This window comes from Alcanivorax jadensis T9, assembly GCF_000756655.1.
Taxonomy (GTDB): domain Bacteria; phylum Pseudomonadota; class Gammaproteobacteria; order Pseudomonadales; family Alcanivoracaceae; genus Alcanivorax; species Alcanivorax jadensis.
The window spans coordinates 133,656-151,030 of the sequence record NZ_ARXU01000008.1 but is presented as its reverse complement, the minus strand read 5'-3'; the positions used below and the strand labels follow the sequence as shown (position 1 = coordinate 151,030).

Below are 17,375 nucleotides of genomic sequence, written 5' to 3'. Positions count from 1 at the left end.
TTTGCTTGCCTGATTGTTAAAGAGCGTCTCGTCCGTGGCGTGTTTCGTTGTTGCCCCGTCGAGGAGTGCGCATTCTAGGGATTTCGCTGGGGGAGTCAAACCCTTTTTTGCACTTTTTCTGAAAAACCGTTCAACCGCTCACTTTCTGCTCAAATCGCTGGAAAAACCATCGATTCCGGCCTATTTGAGCGTTACCCGGGCTATCTTCTTCTTGCCTGCCTGCAGCACCAGACTCTCGCCCCGGCCAAAACTGCGCTCCTCGGTGAGCTGGGCACCATCCAGATAGACCGCACCCCGCCCGAATGCATCCTTGGCCGCCTTACCGTTTTTAGTCAGGCCTGCCTTGGCAAGCAATTGGAAAAGGCGAATTTCCTCCTCTCCCTCCAGCTCAACCAGCACTTCTGGCACGTTATCCGGGATCTCGCCAAGGGCAATCTGGTTACCCGCAGATTTGGGCGCACTCGCCGCTGCCTGAGCACCGTGGAACCGCTCGACCATCTCCAGCGCAAAGGCCTTTTTGGCCTCCTGCGGGGAGCCCAGCGTGTCCGCCTCTGCCTTCAGCCCCTCAATACGCTCGTTGGAGCAGGAACTGAGCAATTCATAGTAACGCCAGGTGAGGCTGTCGGGAAGAGATAGCAGCTTGCGGTACATTTCCCCGGGAGCATCATTCACTCCCACGTAGTTCCCCAGCGACTTGGACATCTTCTGCACCCCGTCCAGCCCCTCCAGAATCGGCATGGTCAGACAGATCTGCGGGGCCTGGCCGTAGGCCTTCTGCAGGGTACGCCCCATCAGCAGGTTGAATTTCTGGTCGGTGCCGCCCAGCTCCACATCCGCCTCCAGCGCCACGGAGTCATAGCCCTGTACCAGCGGATAGAGAAACTCATGGATGGCAATGGACTGATTACCCTTGTAGCGCTTGTCGAAATCATCCCGCTCCAGCATCCGCGCCACGGTGTACTGCCCGGCCAGCTTGATCATGCCGGCAGCACCCACCTCATTCATCCAATCGGAATTGAATACCACCCGGGTTTTCGCCGGATCAAGGATCTTGAACACCTGCTCTTTATAGCTCTCCGCATTGCGCAGCACATCCTCCCGGGTCAGCGGAGGTCGGGTCGCACTCTTGCCGGTGGGATCACCGATCATGCCGGTGAAATCACCAATCAGGAAAATCACCTGATGGCCCAGCTCCTGAAACTGGCGCATCTTGTTGATCAGCACGGTATGCCCCAGATGCAGATCCGGGGCGGTGGGATCAAAGCCTGCCTTGATCTTCAGGGGCCGGCCAGAAGCCAGTTTTTCCCGCAATTCGTCTTCCTGGATGATTTCATCCGCACCGCGGGAAATGAGCGCCAGTTGTTCGTCCACCGTGGCCATGCCTACCTCTATACTGTCCGGGTACCGTTAACACAGGAATAAAGCCCCTGCGAGAAAGCCGGTTATTGTAGCACTTGAACGCGGCCAGAGAAGGCAGGTATCTTTGCAGGTCAGTTTTCGCTGTGCCTCCCGGGCACGACCGGCTTTTTACCCAACCAGGTCCTTCACACTCTCCATGAAAGAACTTTTATCCTCTGCTGGCAGGCTGGTGCGCCAGTTCCCCCGCACCCATTTACTGCTGAGCATGGTTTTGCTGGGCGGCGTCATCCTTATTGCTCTTAGCCCTGACAGCCCCCCGGAACAACCCAGACAACAGGCCAAGACGATTTCCCTACCGGCCAAACCGGCCCGCAAACCCGAGCCCCAGCCACAAGCCCCACAGGCACCAGAGTGGCAAATCCTGACCGTACAAGCCGGTGACAGCCTGTCCTCGCTGCTGCAACCGCTGGGCGTCGGCGCCGGCCAGGTATTTGCCCTGATCAACAGCGACGACAAGCTGCAACGGCTGACCAAGATCCGCCCCGGCGAAACCCTCCAGGTCACCGTGGATAACGACAACCGACTGACTCAGGTGCAGTACCACCCCTCCAAAGTGGAAACGCTCACTGCCCGCCTCAGGGGCGGCGGCTGGGAAACCCGCCTGAGCCAGCGCGAATACCAGAAGCAGACCCGCTTTGCCGAGGCGGACATCACTGACTCCCTGTTTCTGGCCGGCGCAGCTGCCGGCATCAGCGACAAGCTCACCATGCAGCTGGCCAACCTGTTTGCCTGGGACGTGGATTTCGTCCTCGATATTCGCCGGGGCGATCGGTTCCGCATTATTTATGAAGAGCTGTATCTGGATGGCGAGAAAGTCGGCGAGGGCGACATCCTGATGGCCGAGTTCTGGAATCAGGACCGCCACCTGACCGCCTTCCGCTACGAAACCCGGTCCGGCGACGTGGAATACCTGGATATCAAGGGCGACTCCATGCGCAAGGAGTTCATCCGCACCCCGGTAGCTTTCTCCCGAATCAGTTCCCGCTTCAACCTGAGCCGCAAACACCCGGTACTCAACCGGATTCGCGCCCACAAGGGCATCGACTATGCAGCCCCGTCCGGCACCCCGATCAAGGCCGCCGGCGACGGCAAGGTGATCTTTGCCGGGGTAAAGGGCGGCTACGGCAACGTGATCATCCTCAAACACGGCCAGATCTACACCACCCTCTACGCACACATGCGCGGCTTCGCCAGGGGCATCCGCGTAGGAAAACGGGTCAAACAGAGCCAGACCATTGGCTATGTGGGCGCCTCCGGCCTCGCCACCGGGCCGCACCTCCATTACGAATTCCGCATTAACGGCTCTCACCGCAATCCACTCACCGTGCCCCTGCCCAAGGCGCGGGGCATCAACGACAATGAGCGTTCGGAGTTCCTGATTGCCGCCAATCGCCTCAAGGCCCAGATGACCCTGTTCGCCGAGGCCTCAACCCTGGCCAGCAGCGATGTCCTCTGAGGCCCGCGGCGATTACCTGATTGGTCTGATGACCGGCACCAGCGTGGATGGCATCGACGCGGTGCTGACCCGGATCGGTGACGGACATTTCTCCCTGCAGGCCACCCTCAACCAGCCGCTGCCCGATCCTCTGCAAGACGCAGTGCTGGCCCTCTGCCAGCCCGGCGACAACGAAATTGACCGGGCCGGCGCCGTCAGTCGCCAACTCTCCCTATGCTATGCACAGGCCTGCCAGACCCTTCTGGAACAGACCGGCCTGAAGCCACAGCAGATCCGCGCCATTGGCTGCCACGGCCAGACAGTTCGCCACCGGCCCGGCGAAAACGGCTTCAGTCTGCAGCTGGGCTGCCCGGATACCCTGGCAGTGGAAACCGGCATCACCGTGGTGAGCAATTTCCGCAACAAGGACATGGCACTGGGCGGCCAGGGTGCACCCCTGGTCCCGCCCTTCCACCAACAACTGTTTGCCCGACCCGGCCAGCGCCGCGCCATTGCCAACATCGGCGGCATGGCCAACGTGACCCTGCTGGACGGCAACACCCTGCTGGGCGGTTTCGATACCGGCCCAGGCAATGTACTGATGGATCTCTGGATCCGGCAGCACCGCCAGCAACCCTTCGACCGCAACGGTGACTGGGCCGCTGGCGGCGAGCCAGACCCGAGGCTACTGGCACAGCTGCTGGATGATCCCTACTTCCGGCTGCCACCCCCCAAGAGCACCGGCCGCGAGCTTTTCCATGCCGATTGGCTGAAACCACACCTGCCAGGCCACAGTGAACCTCAACAGGTTCAGGCCACCCTGGCCGAGCTGACCGCCCGCAGCATCAGCGACGCGCTGGCGGATTTCGCCCCACAGCAACTGCTGGTGTGCGGCGGCGGCGCCCACAACCACCACCTGCTGGCACGGCTACAGCACCATCTGGAAATTCCGGTGATCAGCACCGAAAGCGAAGGCCTGCACCCGGACTGGGTAGAAGCCGCCGCCTTTGCCTGGCTGGCATGGGCACGGCTGGAAGGACAGTGCGGGAATGCGCCGGTGGTTACCGGGGCGTCCAGGGAAACCATTCTGGGCCAGGTCACCCTGCCCTGAAAGGCGAAGAGCAGCCGCTCATTACCTCGCCATACCCCCCGTAGGAGCGGCGCTTGAGCCGCGAACCATTCGGCCTTTATCGCAAGAAAATTCGCGGCTCAAGCGCCGCTCCTACGGGGGATGTATCGAAAATGTGCGGCCGTATGGCCAGGACGGAAGAGGATCGTCGAGAGGAGGGAGAACTAAACCAGCCAGAGCGCCAGCATGGCACAGCTGACGCCCAGGGTGGCGCCAGCGAGGATATCGCTGGGGTAATGCACGCCCAGCAGCACCCGTGACAGCCCTACCATCACCGCCAGACCCAGCGCCAACAGCATCACCGGCGGGTAGAACACGCAGAGCAGGGATGCCATCACAAAGGCGGCCGCAGTATGGCCGGAAGGGAAACTGAAGCGATCTGCCGGCTGGATAAACGCAGACAGGCTTTCCAGTGCATCCGCAGGGCGCGGTCGTTTGATCAGGTGCTTCAACAACACGAACAGCGGCACCTCCAGGGCGTAGGCGGCCATGGCGGTAAGGGCAAATACACTGCCTCCCTGCCGATCCATCCACCAGATCAGCAGTGTCAGGGCCACATAGAAGGGCCCATCGCCGAGCCGCGACACCAGACGGGCCATACGAGCGCGACGGGCAGCCTGGGGCTGCTGAAGCAACCAGCACATGGCACGGGTATCCGCGGCGGTCATTCTTTGAAATGTGGGTTTCGTAGTCATCATGGGGACAGTGTCACCCACGAAAACGACGGAAAGTTGATCAAACGGTGAAGGTTTTGTGACAGCAGGAGATGCAACAAGCAAGACCCATCATGCTGGAGGACGGGCCTGTTGTGTACTAGGGCGAGCGAGAAGGTCCGGCGTCAGACGGAGAAGGAAGACCCGCAACCGCAGGTAGTGGCCGCATTGGGGTTGCTGACCACAAAGCGCGAGCCCATCAGCCCCTTCTCGTAGTCCACCTGGGAACCATCAAGATACTGGATGCTCATGGCATCGACCAGCAGGGTAACGCCTTCCTTTTCAACGATGGTGTCGTCGTCGTTGACCGCCTCATCAAAGGTGAAGCCGTAGGAAAAACCGGCACAGCCTCCCCCCGTGATATACACGCGCAGCTTGAGTTGCGGATTGCCTTCGTCGTCACGCAGTTCCTTGACCTTGGCGGCGGCGGCATCGGTGAATGAGATTGGGGCGGTTTCGGTCATACTCTCGCTAGCAACGGATGGCGGATTGGCCCGTGGCCGGAAAGGCCTACGGGCTGATTATGTTCCAGTACCCGACTAAAACAGTCAAGAATTATTCAGCTGCCGCAGCCTTGGTCGCGGTCTTGCCGGCATTCTTGCCAGTGGCATCCGGTGCCGGCAGGTTGCGACGCTCATCGTCCAGCCGCACCAGCTTGCCGTTTACCCGTGCCCCCATGACCATTTCGATCATCAGGTAATAGACATTCCCTTCCACGGCGGCTTTCTCGGCCAGCTCCAGATTCTCGGTGGCGTGCACATCCCCTTCCACACGACCGTTGATGATGACATTGGGTACCTGAATCTCCCCTTTGACCACCCCGGTCTCGCCAATAATCAGACGGCCACCGTCCTTGCCCACACTGATATTGCCTTCCACGGTGCCTTGCACGTGCAGGCCACCAGTGAATTCGATATCACCCCGAACCGTGGCGCTGGGAGCGACCAGGGTGTGGTTACGATAATCCTGGGACGAACCGGATGTACTACCTGTTGCGGATTTCTTGTCTCGGCCAAGCACGGGTCTCTCCTACTGCCATTTTACGGTTTTTTGTATCTGGTAACGGTTTCTGCCGCCGCTCTCAGCTTCTACGTCCACGGCTTCCAGCTCCACCCCTTCCGGTACCTGAAAGCGGCCACTCAGCTCCTGAAAGTAACGAAACCGGAAGCGCGTCTCACTGCCATCTTCCAGCCAGTCGGTTCCATTCCGGGAAAAAGACTCCCCCTCGCGACTGCCACGCAGGGTGAGACTGATGTCGCCGGACAGATAATTGCGATTATCTCCTGCCTGCACCAGCACCACCCGGTAACGGTAAAAGCCGTTTTCATCATCCGGCTGCAGCACCATTTTTTCAATCTGCAGCCCTTCGCTGGCGCCCGGGGCCATGACGCTCTTGTAAAACACCACCGCCTCTTCCAGCTCGGCAGCCTGATCACGCAGGGATTTTATCTCCTGGCGCAGGGTTTCCCGAGCCTCCCGGGTAACTTCGGTATCGGTGCGGTACAGAGCCAGCTCATTGCGGGCCGCTTCCAACTCACGCTTGGTGCTCTTCAGATCGCTGCGCAGTCGCTGATTGGCCGCGGACGTATCCAGGGCGCCACTGCTACCGGTCCAGAAACCGCCGGCAAACAGCACTACGGCAAGAACCAGCAAACCCACCGTCCATAGCCGGCGACGCTTTTTCTGCCGGGACGGGCTCACCGGCATCAACATCACATCATCAATGCCTGCCCGACTTTTCGGTTTGCGCGCCATATCAGGGCATCAGCGGAACGACTGCGAGTCCCGCCCCTTCATCCAGCCCGAACATAATATTCATGGCTTGCACCGCCTGCCCGGAGGCACCCTTGACCAAATTGTCGATCACCGACAGTACTACAATCACGTTCTCGCCCCGGGGCTGGTGCAAGGCAATCCGGCAGGTGTTGGCGCCTTTCACGAAACGGGTCTCCGGGTGGCTACCCAACGGCATCACATCCACAAAGGGCTCATTGGCGTAACGAGCCTCGTAGGCCGCCTGGATCTCTTCCAGGGACGGCGATTGGTCGTTGAGCTGCCCATAGAGGGTGGCGTGAATACCGCGAATCATGGGAATCAGGTGTGGCACAAAGGTGGCTCTGACAGGCCCGCCGGCGATATCCGCCAAACCTTGTTCGATTTCTGGCAGGTGACGGTGACCACTGGCGCCATAGGCCTTGTAGCTCTCGCCGGCTTCCGCCAGCAGCATCGGCACCTTGGCACCCTTGCCGCCGCCACTGGCCCCACTGGCCGCGTTGGCAATCAGTTGCTCCGGCTTGATCCAGCCGTTCTCCAGCAACGGCAGGTAGCCAAGCTGGATGGCAGTGGGGTAGCAGCCGGCACAGGCCACCAGTCGCGCATTACGCAGTTTTTCCCGGTTCACTTCCGGCAGGCCGTACACCGCGTCCGCCAGCAATTCCGGGCACGCGTGCGGTTCGCCGTACCAGTCGCTCCACAATTCATGGTCACGCAGCCGGAAATCCGCAGACAGATCCACCACGCGCACCCCGGCATCCATCAGCTCCGGCATCATGCGCATGGCCACATTATGGGGGGTGGCGAAGAACACCACGTCGCAGGAAGCCAGCCGCTTCACGTCCGGCTCGCTAAAGACCAGGTCGGTGCGTCCCCGCAGGGAAGGGAACAGGTCCGCCACCGCGGTGCCGGCTTCCCCCCGAGAGGTAATCACATCGAGAGCCACATGGGGGTGGTTGACCAGCAGGCGCAACAACTCCACTCCGGTGTATCCGGTGCCACCAACTACGCCGACCTTGAGGGGCTCTGCCATATCATTCTCCACCCTGCTAATCAGGGAACTGCATTTAACCTGAAGCCGTAGCTTCAGGTTCACAAATGACCCCGCATGATAGGGGCGCCACCATGGGCCGGCAACTTATCCGGGCAATTGCCGTTCGGATTCCTTGCCCGCGGCCGACTCCGCTCCCCCGTCATCGCCTTTTTCCCGGGGCTTTTCAAGGGCCATGCCACGCCCATCCGAGAGACGCTCGGCAAGAGAATCATAGAGCGGGCGAGCCCAGACAAGCTTGGCCACCGCCGTTGCCAGAAACGCCCCGGCCATCAGCGGTAGCAGGATGTCATGGCGGTTACCGGTCAACTCCATGACGATCACAAAAGAGGTAATGGGACGCTGGATGACACCGGCCAGAAAGGCAGCCATGGCTACCAGGGTAATCCCCACCAGGGAAGACTCCGGGAAGAAACCGCCAATCACATTGCCGAACCCGGCCCCCGCAGCCAGGCTCGGCGAGAACAGCCCGCCGGGAATACCGGTGAAGTAGGACACCAGAGTGGCGGACATCTTGGCCAGGGCAAAACTCCAGTTCCCCGGGTGCTCTCCGTCCAGCAGGGTACTGGCCTGCTCATAGCCACTGCCGTAGGTGGCACCGCCGGTGAGCAACCCCAGCAACACCAGCACCAGCGCGCACATCAGCACCACTCGATAGGGGTGCGCCTTGGCATGGGGAGAAAGAAACTGACTGCCCTTGATCAGCAACCGACTGAACAGACCGCCGAACAGACCACACACCAGCCCGGTGACGCCAATCGCCGCCCAGTCCCGGGTAATATCCAGGGCGCCCTGCGGGTGACCGAAAAAGCTGTAGTGCCCCATGATCATCAGCACCACCACCCCGGAGAGAATAATGGCCAGGATCAGGGTACCGCTGGTGCGCTGCTCGAAGGAGCCGGACAATTCTTCGATGGCGAACACAATCCCCGCCAGCGGCGCATTGAACGCCGCCGACACCCCGGCAGCACCACCGGCCACGATCAGGGAATTATCCACATATTTCTGATTCAGGCGCCCCAGCCGACCCACCGAATACATCATTGCCGCGCCCATATGAACGCTGGGGCCTTCGCGCCCGATACTGGCGCCGCACAGCAACCCCAGGCAGGTCAGAATGAACTTGCCGAAGATGACACGCAGAGAAAGAAAGGTGGGGCGCAGCCAATGGTAGCGCTGCTTTAGCACCACCAGCACCTGAGGAATACCACTACCCTGGGATTCGGTGCCCAGCTGTCGCATCAACCAGACGATCAACAGCATGCCCAGCGGCGTGATCAGCACCGGCAACAGTGGCGACTGTTCGTGTATCTGGATAAAGGTGTGTGACGCCAGTTCTGCCACCCAGGCGAACGCCACCACCAACAACCCCACCAGCACGGCACCGATCCAGAACACCGCGCGCAACTTCCAGTCTTCCCAGGACCCCAGCTGACGACGACTCACGCGGCGAGTGCGAAACAGGTAGTAACGCATCAGACGACGATGGCGTGGCCGCTTATTCACGGGACTCCTTGGCAATCAGTGCAGGTTGACGAAACAATGGCAGGAAGTCGGTATAGTCTACGCTCTGACTTCCGATCCCTCCACTCACTACACTCCGGAGATTTGCCACATCATGATGCAGTTCGCCCTTGACCACCTGCTCTGGATCAAAGCGTTCCACCTGATCGCCGTGATCTGCTGGTTTGCCGCCATCTTTTACCTGCCGCGTCTATTCGTCTATCACGCCATGGCGGAAGACACCGTCAGCCGGGAGCGTTTTAAGGTGATGGAGCGAAAACTGTACCGGGGCATCATGAACCCCAGCATGATCGTCACCGTATTGCTGGGCCTGTGGATGCTGATGGCCAACTGGGAAGCCTATAAAGGTTTCGGCTGGATGCACGCCAAGCTAACCCTGGTGTTTCTCCTGATCGGCTATCACCATGTCTGCCTGGCCTACATGAAAAAATTCGCCGCCGACGCCAACACCAAAAGCGACAAGTTTTACCGGATCTTCAATGAGATCCCCGTGTTTCTGCTGGTGGCCATTGTTATATTGGCGGTAGTGCGACCATTCTGAAAAACGCTGCACGCCTGACACCGGACGAGAAGATCGCCCGCACGTCAGGCGTCAAGCGCCAGGCGTTCTTTTATGAAAACCAATATTCTCGTCATCGCTGGCCACGACCCTTCCGGGGGCGCCGGCATCCATGCGGACATTGAAGCCATTCGCGCCCTGGGCGGCTTTGCCTCCACCCTGATCACCGGGCTCACCGTGCAGAATAGTCAGAACGTGCGCGGTTTCCGGCTCACCGACGTGGATCTGTTACGTCAGCAGGCAGCCACCCTGCTGGAAGACTACGACTACCAGGCAGTGAAAATCGGTATGACCGGTTCCGTAGCCATCATCGACTTCATCGCCGAGCTGCTGCAGCAACTGCCCGGCGTGCCCGTGGTGCTCGACCCGGTGCTGGCCGCCGAAGCCGGCGGCAGTCTGGCCAGCGAATCCCTGGCCGACGCCATGCTGGAAAGACTGGCGCCCCACTGCGATGTGATGACCCCGAACCTGCCCGAAGCCCAGGCTCTCAGCGGTCAGGTCACCGTCGCCGACTGCGGCGGCGAGCTGGTTAAACGCACCGGCTGCGCCACTCTGATCACTGGCACCCACGACGACACCGACCAGGTCACCAACCATCTGTTCAGCGCCGACGGTGAGCAACAGTGGAACTGGGAGCGTCTGCCACACAGCTATCACGGCTCCGGCTGCACCCTGGCCTCGTCCATCGCCTGCCTGCGCGGCCACGGGGAATCCCTGGCCAATGCGGTGGCAGACGGCCAGGCCCATGTGGACCGCTTCCTGCGCAACGCCTTCCGCCCTGGCCAGGGCCAACATGTGCCCGATCGGCGATGAAGCACCCCGCCATCCATGGCCTGTACGCCATCACTGACCCGGCCCTGATTCGTGATCGGCAATTACTGCCAGCCGCAGAGGCGGCCCTGCGCGGTGGCGCCCGGCTGCTGCAATACCGGGACAAGACCGCCACCCCGGCGCAACGGCGCCATCGGGCCGCCCAGCTGCAAGCCCTGTGCCGGCAGCATGACGCCCTCTTTCTGGTCAACGATGATCCCGCCCTGGCCGCAGACATTGATGCCGACGGCGTCCACATCGGCCAGAGCGACGGCGGCATCGCCCGCGCCCGACGCTTGCTGGGCCCAGGCAAGATCATTGGCGTTACCTGTCATAGCGATCTGGCACTGGCAGAGCAGGCCGCCGCTGCAGGCGCCGACTACGTGGCCTTCGGCCGCTTCTTCCCCTCTCGCACCAAACCCCTGGCTCCGCCCGCTGATCCGGTGATCCTCGACCAGGCCCGTCAACAGCTGACGATTCCGCTGGTCGCCATCGGCGGCATTAATTCCGACAACGGCGGCCAGCTACTGGAGCGGGGTGCCGACGCTCTGGCCGTAATCCACGCCCTTTTCTCCGCCCCCGCTCCCGACCAGGTAGAGCGGGCCGCGCAGCAGCTCAGCGCCCTGTTTAACGCTGTCTGAACCTCAAATAACCCTGCACGCCCTTTCAGATAGCGAGGAATGGGATACGCCGCACAACATACCCGCCCGCAGGTACGCAAAATCCCCCGCAACGTCTACACCGAAGTAACTACACCTAAAATACGAAAAACCCAGTAAGAGGGGAGCACCACCCATGGCAATGCGCTTTCGTCGGCCACTGGCATCCTGGCATGGCCTGCTGTTGGCTACCCTGCTTTTCCCGGGCAGTCATGTCGCCGCTGCAGATCCACAAGCCAGCACCGAACTGTTCATCGATGGCAGCCGTTACCGGGCGGTACTGGAACCCAGCACCGCCCGGATCGGCATGTCCGATGCGGATCGCAAACTCCTTCAGGGCAATCACTACAGCGGCTCTCTGGAACAGGTTCCGGGAAGCTGGGTGCGTCTGTCCCAGCTCGAGGATAACTGGTCCGGGGTCGTGTCACTGAATGGCGAAATGCACGTTATCGACAGCGACACGTTCAGCCAGCATAACAATCTCCCCGTTGCCCGTTCCCTGCAAAGCCTGCAGGCGCCCGGCACCTGCGGCGTAGGCAATGGCACCCACAGCTCCCTGGAACTGCCGACCCGGGAAGGAGCCAGCGCTCGTTCAGGTGAGTACCACATTGCCGCAGCCACCCTGGAAGAAATGTGCACCAAGCAGGTGGACGGTGTCTGCCTGCTGCCGGAGAAATACCTGATCGTCGACCACCTGTTTCAACAAAAGCACCCGGATACCTACCAGGACAAGGTGGTGGAACTGCTCAACATCATCGACGGTTTCTACCGCAACGACCTGAATATGGTCTTCGATACCCTGCACGTGGAATTTCCCAGCGAAGAGTTGCTGCTGGAATCCACCAGCGCCAATGAACTGCTGGTAGATCTGCGTGAGAAGTACCACGGCTTTTCCTTCGCCGACACCAGCACGGCCAGCCCATTGATGGAACTGCTCTCCGGCCGTGAATTCGACGGCTCCACAGTGGGCCTTGCCTATGTCGGCACCCTCTGCAATACCAATGGCTACGCCACCGGCGTAACCCAGGAATACGTCAACATTCCCCTGACTGCCGTGGTCATGGCCCATGAGATCGGCCATAACTTCGGCGCCAACCACGACAATGTGGAAGCCGACCAGGAGGAAAATCCGGAACGTTACTGCGGCAATGGCTACATCATGTCCAGCTGGGCTGACGGCAGCGCCACTGGCTTTTCCAGTTGCTCGGTAAACCAGATGACCGCCAAGGTCGACAGCCTGGGCAACCACGATGCCTGCTTCAACTACCCGGTGGATGCAGGATTCAGCGCCGATAATGCCAACCCTGAGCGCTTCGATAACAGCACCGGCACCACCCTGACGCTGGCCTTTACCGTGGACTACCAGCAAGCCTCCCGGGCACCGGACCAGATCCAGCTGCAGGGGAATCTCAGCAATGCCCGGATCGACCAACTGACCCTGCCGGATGGTGACTGCAGCATTGCCCCGGATCAGCGGAGCTATAGCTGCTCTCTGACACCGCCCTTCGCCCCTGCCAGCCTGACACTACGCATCATCAGCAGCACCCCGGCTGACGCTCTCCTGACACAGACAGCCACGATCAGTGGCAGCGAAGTGAAGGACATCCTTTCCGGTAACAACCAACTGAGCACTCCTCTGGCCTATGACATTGTGTCCAGCCAGCCCAACGACCTGCAGGCCCAGGTCCAGCAGGAGCCACCACAGGTGACTCTGACCTGGACCGACCGGGCATTTACCGAAACCGGTTACCGGGTCGAGCGCTCCAGTAACAACAACAGCTGGACGCCGCTGATCAGCCTTCCGACAGACAGCGAGACCCATACCGACACCGGCATCGACACTGATCTCAACTATCAATACCGGGTCATTGCCGAAGGCAACGACATCACCGGCGACAGCTCAAACATCGTCAGCATCATGGTCGAAGGCACACCTGATGCCCCGGCCAACCTGGCCACGACCTTGGCGGACGGCGGCATCCAGTTGACCTGGAGCGATCAGGCGGACAATGAGCAACGCTACGAAATCCAGCGCCGCCGGGACAACAATGGCAGCTGGACAGTCTGGACCCGTCTTGTCGAAGATCTGGCCGCGGACAGTGCGCAATACCTGGACAGCACCGCTGTGCTCGGCGAACGCTACCAGTACCGTGTCATTGCCCATAACGCCACTCTGGCTTCCGCCCCCTCCAATCTGGCCGAGATTCAGTTTGGTTCACGACCCGAAGCGCCCTCCAACCTGACCAGCCGCCTGCTGGAAGACGCCGTCCGCCTGACTTGGCAGGACAATGCGGACAACGAAACCGGCTTCCGGATTCTGCGCCAGCAATTCAACGGGCAGACCTGGAGTGAATGGCAAAGCCTCGCCGAGCTGGGCAGCAACCAGAGCCGCCACGATGACAGCTCAGTCCTCGCAGGCACGCTATACCGCTATCAGGTGCAGGCCTTCAATGCCGTAGGCCCCTCACCGCTCAGTAACAGCGCGGAGCGGCTCTTCGAGCGCGCACCGGCTGCCCCTGACAACCTGCAGGCACAGCGCCAGAACACGACCGTGGTATTGCAATGGCAGGATAATGCCGACAATGAATTCGGCTTCCGCATCGAACGCCAGCGCCGGGACGGCGACACCTGGCTGGCCTGGCAGGCCATCGCCGAGCTGAATGCCAACAGCACCCGCTACACCGATACCCGAGTCACCATCGGCAACCGTTATCGCTACCGGGTCGCCAGCCTCAACAGTGCCGGCAGCTCCACGCCCTCGGCGGCGGCGGCCATCGCCCTGAACAACGACATCACCCCAACCGGCGATGACGACACCCTTAACGACGACACTCCGCCACAAGATTTCGGCGATGACGGCGGCAGCGCAGGCTTCCTGACTGGCCTGCTGGCACTGCTGGTATTGCTTCGCCGTAAAGGCAGTGCCTCATGCTGAGCTCGCGCCCGCTGATAATGCTGCTGCTTGCAACCCTGCTGCCCGCCTGCCAGGCGGGCAGCCCGGATGCCGTAAACGACCCTCTGAGCCAGGCACGACAGCGCTGGGCCGACCAGGGTCTGGAGCATTACCGCTACCAGGCCAGCCAGCAATGCTACTGCGGTCCCCGGGCCCTGCTCCCCGCCAATGTTAAGGTCAGCGGCCAACAGGCCCGATTGGAACCCCCCGACAATGACGAGCTGGCGCCCCTGGCCCGCACCGTGGAAGACTGGTTTGCCCTGATTGAGGAAAAACAACGCAAAGGGTGGCACCAGGTAGACGTGGACTACCACCCGCAGCAGGGTTACCCCCGCCATATCCGTCTGGATTTCGATCCGCGCATGGCGGATGACGAGCAGCAATACTGGATCAAGGATCTGACTCCAACAACGGCCACCCCCTAACCCCTCGGACGCCCTACTGGCCAAGCCGCCACTCACCCCTCATAATGCCGCCACTTTCCGTGGCGGGCCCTGGTGATCTATGCGGAAAGTTCTGTAACAGTTCGCTGCGCCAAAACACCCAGCTCTGTGTTGAGAAAACTTGAATTAGACCCACTAGTCCTGCGCTTTCTCGCCTTGATCTGGATGTTTTGGCTTTGCTCCGTTGTCACATAACTTTCCGCATGGATCACAGGCTCGCCCGTGTCACGGGGTCTTCATGCCCCGACGACATCATCAACCGTAATTTCCCGTGTGTGCTCAGGCGCACACCCGCCGCCCGCGCGGCCTGCGATGCCAGGCATCGCCAACAGCCAGACAAAGAGGACACCCCATGAGCCGCAAGCACTCCGAACAGCTTTTCCGTCAGGCCCAGCAACACATTCCCGGTGGTGTTAATTCCCCGGTGCGAGCCTTCAAAAGCGTGGGCGGCACCCCGGTGTTTTTCCACTCCGCCAGCGGCGCCTATCTGCACGATGAAGATGACAACCGCTACATCGACTACGTGGGTTCCTGGGGCCCGATGATCCTCGGCCACAACCACCCCCAGGTGATTGCCGCCGTGCAGGCAGCGGTGCAGAACGGCCTCAGCTTCGGCGCCCCGACCGCCACCGAAGTGGCCATGGCGGACAAGGTCTGCGAACTGGTGCCCTCCATGGACATGGTGCGCATGGTCAACTCCGGCACCGAAGCCACCATGAGCGCCATCCGCCTGGCCCGGGGCTACACCGGTCGCGACAAGATCATCAAATTCGAAGGGTGCTACCACGGCCATGTGGACAGTCTGCTGGTGAAGGCCGGCTCCGGCGCCATGGGCATCCCAGGCTCACCGGGCGTCCCCGCCGCCGTGACCGGCGATACCCTGGTGCTGGATTACAACGACGCTGCCAGCGTGGAAGCCGCCTTCAATGAATACGGCGACCAGATTGCCGCCGTCATCGTCGAGCCGGTGGCCGGCAACATGAACTGCGTCCCGCCCACCAAGGCGTTCCTGCAGGCCCTGCGCCAATACTGTGATGACTACGGCAGCGTGCTGATCTTCGACGAAGTCATGACCGGCTTCCGGGTGGCACTGGGCGGCGCCCAGGCGCTCTACGACGTGACCCCGGACATGACCACTCTGGGCAAGATCATCGGTGGCGGCATGCCGGTGGGCGCCTTTGGCGGCAAGAAAGCGATCATGGAACATCTGGCGCCGCTGGGCCCGGTTTATCAGGCCGGCACCCTGTCCGGTAACCCGGTGGCCATGGCCGCCGGACTGACCACCCTCAACCTGCTCAGCGAACCCGGCTTCCATGAGGCTCTGACGGAAAAAACCACCCGCCTGCTGGATGGCATGACGGCAGCCGCCCACGCCGAAGGCGTCGCCTTCACCACCGCTCAGGCGGGTGCCATGTTCGGGTTGTTTTTCACCGAACAGAGCCGCATCAGCAGCTTCGCGGAAGTGATGGCCTGTGACAGCGAGCGCTTCAACCGCTTCTTCCACGCCATGCTGGACCAGGGCGTGTATCTCGCCCCCAGTGCCTTTGAAGCCGGTTTCGTGTCAGCAGCACACAGCGATGAGGACATCGACGCCACCATTGCGGCGGCGCGCAAGGCGTTTGCGAAGGTATAATAGCGTCGCCCAAAACCACCTGTAGGAGCGGCGTTTGAGCCGCGAATCCGAGCCTTGGCGAGGAAAACGCGGTGCGGTTTACTCGCGGCCTCCTCTAGAGAGACCTGTCGAGTTCGGAAGCTCCTGATCGCCTTTCAGGCGATTTCCGCGCTGGCGCGCGGTTCGCGGCTCAAGCGCCGCTCCTACAGTGGCTTCGTAGTGAGTCAGTCGCGAACCAGCGCCACCATTTTTCCACCGGTCAGTCCCAGCAAATCACCCGGCGCCATGGCGATTTCGAGGCCGCGCCGACCGGCGCTCATGTAGATGGGATTGTGTGATTCGGCACTAAAATCCAGATATAGCGGCAACCGTTTTTTCTGCCCCAGCGGACTGATACCACCGAGTACATAACCTGTCAGGCGCTGCGCCTTGCCCCCCGGACACATGGCCGCTTTCTTGCCACCGTGGGCGCGAGCCAGACATTTCAGATCCAGTTGATGAGCCACTGGCACCATGGCCACGACCGGCTGTTCATCCACCAATGCCAGCAGCGTCTTGAAGACGGTTTCCGGAGGCAGCTGCAAGACTTCCGCCGCTTCCAGCCCATAGCTTTCCGCCTTGGGATCATGGTCGTAACTGTGCAATTGAAAGGAAACGCCGGCTTTTTTCGCAGCCTGCACCGCCGGTGTCATACTGGCCTGGCCTTGGGATTGCGCAACTCCTTCGCCTTGCTGCGGGCCTGACGGGCGCCGGATTTGTCACCCTGGCGATCACGGGCAGTGGCCACCAGATCCCACAAGCCAGCCCGGTAATCGTCATGGTCAGGAGCCAGTCGCAACGCCTTCAATGCGAAGCCTTCTGCGCCGCGGGGATCGCCCTCGGAAAGCCGCAAGCCCGCCAGCTCCTTGTACAACCAGGAGGAGTCCGGGGCGATATTCAGGGCTCGCTCCAGATAACGCTCTGCAGCCGATGTCTGGCCCTGCTGACGGGCCTGCTCCGCCCGACTCAACAGACCCAATGCCGGCGAGCCTTCCAGTTCCTGACTGGCGGTCATCGGCTCTGCCGGTTCCTCCATCGGAGGACGGACCGCACAGCCCGCCAGCACCATACTGATCAGCATCAGCTGAACAAGCCTTTGAGCACTCAACATTCTTTCTATCCTTGAACAGCGCCACGGCAAGACCAGATTACGGCGTAGGAGCGTGCTTGCCGCGAACCAAGCATCGGTTCGGCTGCAAGCAGCCTCCTACAGAAAACGGGGCTTACCTCGGTGAATTCTTTGCTCTCATCTGATT

At 61.1% G+C, this 17,375-nt stretch carries 17 protein-coding genes; 8 read left to right on the top strand and 9 right to left on the bottom strand.

Translation table 11 applies throughout. The annotated features are described in order from the left end of the window. Positions 1 to 180: 180 nt before the first annotated feature. Complete coding sequence (tyrS, locus tag T9A_RS11540) at positions 181 to 1,380, bottom strand: tyrosine--tRNA ligase (RefSeq protein WP_035248480.1); 1,200 nt, start codon at positions 1,378 to 1,380, stop codon at positions 181 to 183. 175 nt (positions 1,381 to 1,555) lie between these two features. Here tyrS and T9A_RS11535 point away from each other — a divergent pair, with 175 nt between their 5' ends. Both T9A_RS11535 and T9A_RS11530 read left to right on the top strand, forming a co-directional pair. Then, positions 1,556 to 2,875 carry an OapA family protein gene (locus tag T9A_RS11535; RefSeq protein ID WP_035248477.1) on the top strand — a complete coding sequence of 440 codons (1,320 nt, stop codon included), beginning with the start codon at positions 1,556 to 1,558 and terminating at the stop codon, positions 2,873 to 2,875. Next, the gene (locus T9A_RS11530) at positions 2,865 to 3,965 is read left to right on the top strand and encodes an anhydro-N-acetylmuramic acid kinase (protein ID WP_035248473.1); all 1,101 of its coding nucleotides are present in this window, start codon (positions 2,865 to 2,867) and stop codon (positions 3,963 to 3,965) included. The genes T9A_RS11535 and T9A_RS11530 overlap by 11 nt, the downstream gene beginning before the upstream one ends. Positions 3,966 to 4,147: 182 nt before the next feature. Here the strand turns inward: T9A_RS11530 and T9A_RS11525 are convergent, their stop codons facing one another. From T9A_RS11525 to T9A_RS11500, 6 genes are all read right to left on the bottom strand, one after another. After that, complete coding sequence (locus T9A_RS11525; protein ID WP_232222088.1) at positions 4,148 to 4,627, bottom strand: phosphatase PAP2 family protein; 480 nt, start codon at positions 4,625 to 4,627, stop codon at positions 4,148 to 4,150. A 194-nt stretch (positions 4,628 to 4,821) separates the two neighbouring features. Then, positions 4,822 to 5,160, bottom strand: coding sequence for an iron-sulfur cluster insertion protein ErpA (gene erpA, locus T9A_RS11520; protein ID WP_035248468.1), 339 nt, complete (start codon positions 5,158 to 5,160; stop codon positions 4,822 to 4,824). Positions 5,161 to 5,251: 91 nt separating this feature from the next. After that, positions 5,252 to 5,716, bottom strand: a complete 465-nt coding sequence (locus tag T9A_RS11515) for a bactofilin family protein (RefSeq protein WP_035248466.1) — start codon at positions 5,714 to 5,716, stop codon at positions 5,252 to 5,254. A gap of 9 nt (positions 5,717 to 5,725) precedes the next feature. Next, a complete protein-coding gene (locus T9A_RS11510; protein WP_035248463.1) occupies positions 5,726 to 6,451 on the bottom strand; it encodes a DUF6776 family protein in 726 nt (241 codons plus the stop codon). Between the two features lies 1 nt (position 6,452). After that, a complete protein-coding gene (argC, locus tag T9A_RS11505; protein WP_035248461.1) occupies positions 6,453 to 7,502 on the bottom strand; it encodes an N-acetyl-gamma-glutamyl-phosphate reductase in 1,050 nt (349 codons plus the stop codon). 105 nt (positions 7,503 to 7,607) lie between these two features. Continuing rightward, positions 7,608 to 9,026, bottom strand: a complete 1,419-nt coding sequence (locus T9A_RS11500) for a chloride channel protein (protein WP_052042885.1) — start codon at positions 9,024 to 9,026, stop codon at positions 7,608 to 7,610. 115 nt (positions 9,027 to 9,141) lie between these two features. On the opposite strand from T9A_RS11500, the gene hemJ reads away from it, so the two are divergent. The 6 genes from hemJ to hemL all read left to right on the top strand — a co-directional run bounded on the left by hemJ (position 9,142) and on the right by hemL (position 16,101). Further along, positions 9,142 to 9,585, top strand: a complete 444-nt coding sequence (gene hemJ, locus T9A_RS11495; protein ID WP_035248526.1) for a protoporphyrinogen oxidase HemJ — start codon at positions 9,142 to 9,144, stop codon at positions 9,583 to 9,585. Positions 9,586 to 9,657: 72 nt separating this feature from the next. After that, positions 9,658 to 10,416, top strand: a complete 759-nt coding sequence (thiD, locus tag T9A_RS11490) for a bifunctional hydroxymethylpyrimidine kinase/phosphomethylpyrimidine kinase (protein WP_035248457.1) — start codon at positions 9,658 to 9,660, stop codon at positions 10,414 to 10,416. Beyond that, positions 10,413 to 11,054: a thiamine phosphate synthase gene (thiE, locus tag T9A_RS11485; RefSeq protein ID WP_035248456.1), complete on the top strand. Its 642-nt coding sequence runs from the start codon at positions 10,413 to 10,415 to the stop codon at positions 11,052 to 11,054. Before thiD ends, thiE begins: the two co-directional genes overlap by 4 nt. A gap of 154 nt (positions 11,055 to 11,208) precedes the next feature. Then, positions 11,209 to 14,007: a fibronectin type III domain-containing protein gene (locus T9A_RS11480; RefSeq protein ID WP_035248452.1), complete on the top strand. Its 2,799-nt coding sequence runs from the start codon at positions 11,209 to 11,211 to the stop codon at positions 14,005 to 14,007. After that, complete coding sequence (locus tag T9A_RS11475; RefSeq protein ID WP_035248450.1) at positions 14,001 to 14,450, top strand: DUF6174 domain-containing protein; 450 nt, start codon at positions 14,001 to 14,003, stop codon at positions 14,448 to 14,450. The genes T9A_RS11480 and T9A_RS11475 overlap by 7 nt, the downstream gene beginning before the upstream one ends. Positions 14,451 to 14,820: 370 nt before the next feature. Continuing rightward, positions 14,821 to 16,101 carry a glutamate-1-semialdehyde 2,1-aminomutase gene (gene hemL / locus T9A_RS11470; RefSeq protein WP_035248447.1) on the top strand — a complete coding sequence of 427 codons (1,281 nt, stop codon included), beginning with the start codon at positions 14,821 to 14,823 and terminating at the stop codon, positions 16,099 to 16,101. A 203-nt stretch (positions 16,102 to 16,304) separates the two neighbouring features. Here hemL and ybaK read toward each other — a convergent pair whose 3' ends face one another. Both ybaK and T9A_RS11460 read right to left on the bottom strand, forming a co-directional pair. After that, positions 16,305 to 16,772 (bottom strand): Cys-tRNA(Pro) deacylase, encoded by a 468-nt coding sequence (gene ybaK / locus T9A_RS11465; RefSeq protein WP_052042883.1) that lies wholly within the window; start codon positions 16,770 to 16,772, stop codon positions 16,305 to 16,307. Beyond that, entirely contained in the window at positions 16,769 to 17,230 is a 462-nt protein-coding gene (locus T9A_RS11460) for a tetratricopeptide repeat protein (RefSeq protein ID WP_035248445.1), read from the bottom strand. The genes ybaK and T9A_RS11460 overlap by 4 nt, the downstream gene beginning before the upstream one ends. Between the last annotated feature and the right edge of the window lie 145 nt (positions 17,231 to 17,375).

What these genes read in the sequence shown, in the direction of transcription:
- T9A_RS11535 (WP_035248477.1), top strand. Translation starts at nt 1,556, where the DNA reads ATGAAAGAACTTTTATCCTCTGCTGGCAGGCTGGTGCGCCAGTTCCCC.
- erpA (WP_035248468.1), bottom strand. Translation starts at nt 5,160, where the DNA reads ATGACCGAAACCGCCCCAATCTCATTCACCGATGCCGCCGCCGCCAAG.
- thiE (WP_035248456.1), top strand. Translation starts at nt 10,413, where the DNA reads ATGAAGCACCCCGCCATCCATGGCCTGTACGCCATCACTGACCCGGCC.
- T9A_RS11525 (WP_232222088.1), bottom strand. Translation starts at nt 4,627, where the DNA reads ATGTGCTGGTTGCTTCAGCAGCCCCAGGCTGCCCGTCGCGCTCGTATG.
- thiD (WP_035248457.1), top strand. Translation starts at nt 9,658, where the DNA reads ATGAAAACCAATATTCTCGTCATCGCTGGCCACGACCCTTCCGGGGGC.
- argC (WP_035248461.1), bottom strand. Translation starts at nt 7,502, where the DNA reads ATGGCAGAGCCCCTCAAGGTCGGCGTAGTTGGTGGCACCGGATACACC.
- ybaK (WP_052042883.1), bottom strand. Translation starts at nt 16,772, where the DNA reads ATGACACCGGCGGTGCAGGCTGCGAAAAAAGCCGGCGTTTCCTTTCAA.
- T9A_RS11475 (WP_035248450.1), top strand. Translation starts at nt 14,001, where the DNA reads ATGCTGAGCTCGCGCCCGCTGATAATGCTGCTGCTTGCAACCCTGCTG.
- T9A_RS11510 (WP_035248463.1), bottom strand. Translation starts at nt 6,451, where the DNA reads ATGGCGCGCAAACCGAAAAGTCGGGCAGGCATTGATGATGTGATGTTG.
- hemL (WP_035248447.1), top strand. Translation starts at nt 14,821, where the DNA reads ATGAGCCGCAAGCACTCCGAACAGCTTTTCCGTCAGGCCCAGCAACAC.
- T9A_RS11460 (WP_035248445.1), bottom strand. Translation starts at nt 17,230, where the DNA reads ATGTTGAGTGCTCAAAGGCTTGTTCAGCTGATGCTGATCAGTATGGTG.
- hemJ (WP_035248526.1), top strand. Translation starts at nt 9,142, where the DNA reads ATGCAGTTCGCCCTTGACCACCTGCTCTGGATCAAAGCGTTCCACCTG.
- T9A_RS11480 (WP_035248452.1), top strand. Translation starts at nt 11,209, where the DNA reads ATGGCAATGCGCTTTCGTCGGCCACTGGCATCCTGGCATGGCCTGCTG.
- tyrS (WP_035248480.1), bottom strand. Translation starts at nt 1,380, where the DNA reads ATGGCCACGGTGGACGAACAACTGGCGCTCATTTCCCGCGGTGCGGAT.
- T9A_RS11530 (WP_035248473.1), top strand. Translation starts at nt 2,865, where the DNA reads ATGTCCTCTGAGGCCCGCGGCGATTACCTGATTGGTCTGATGACCGGC.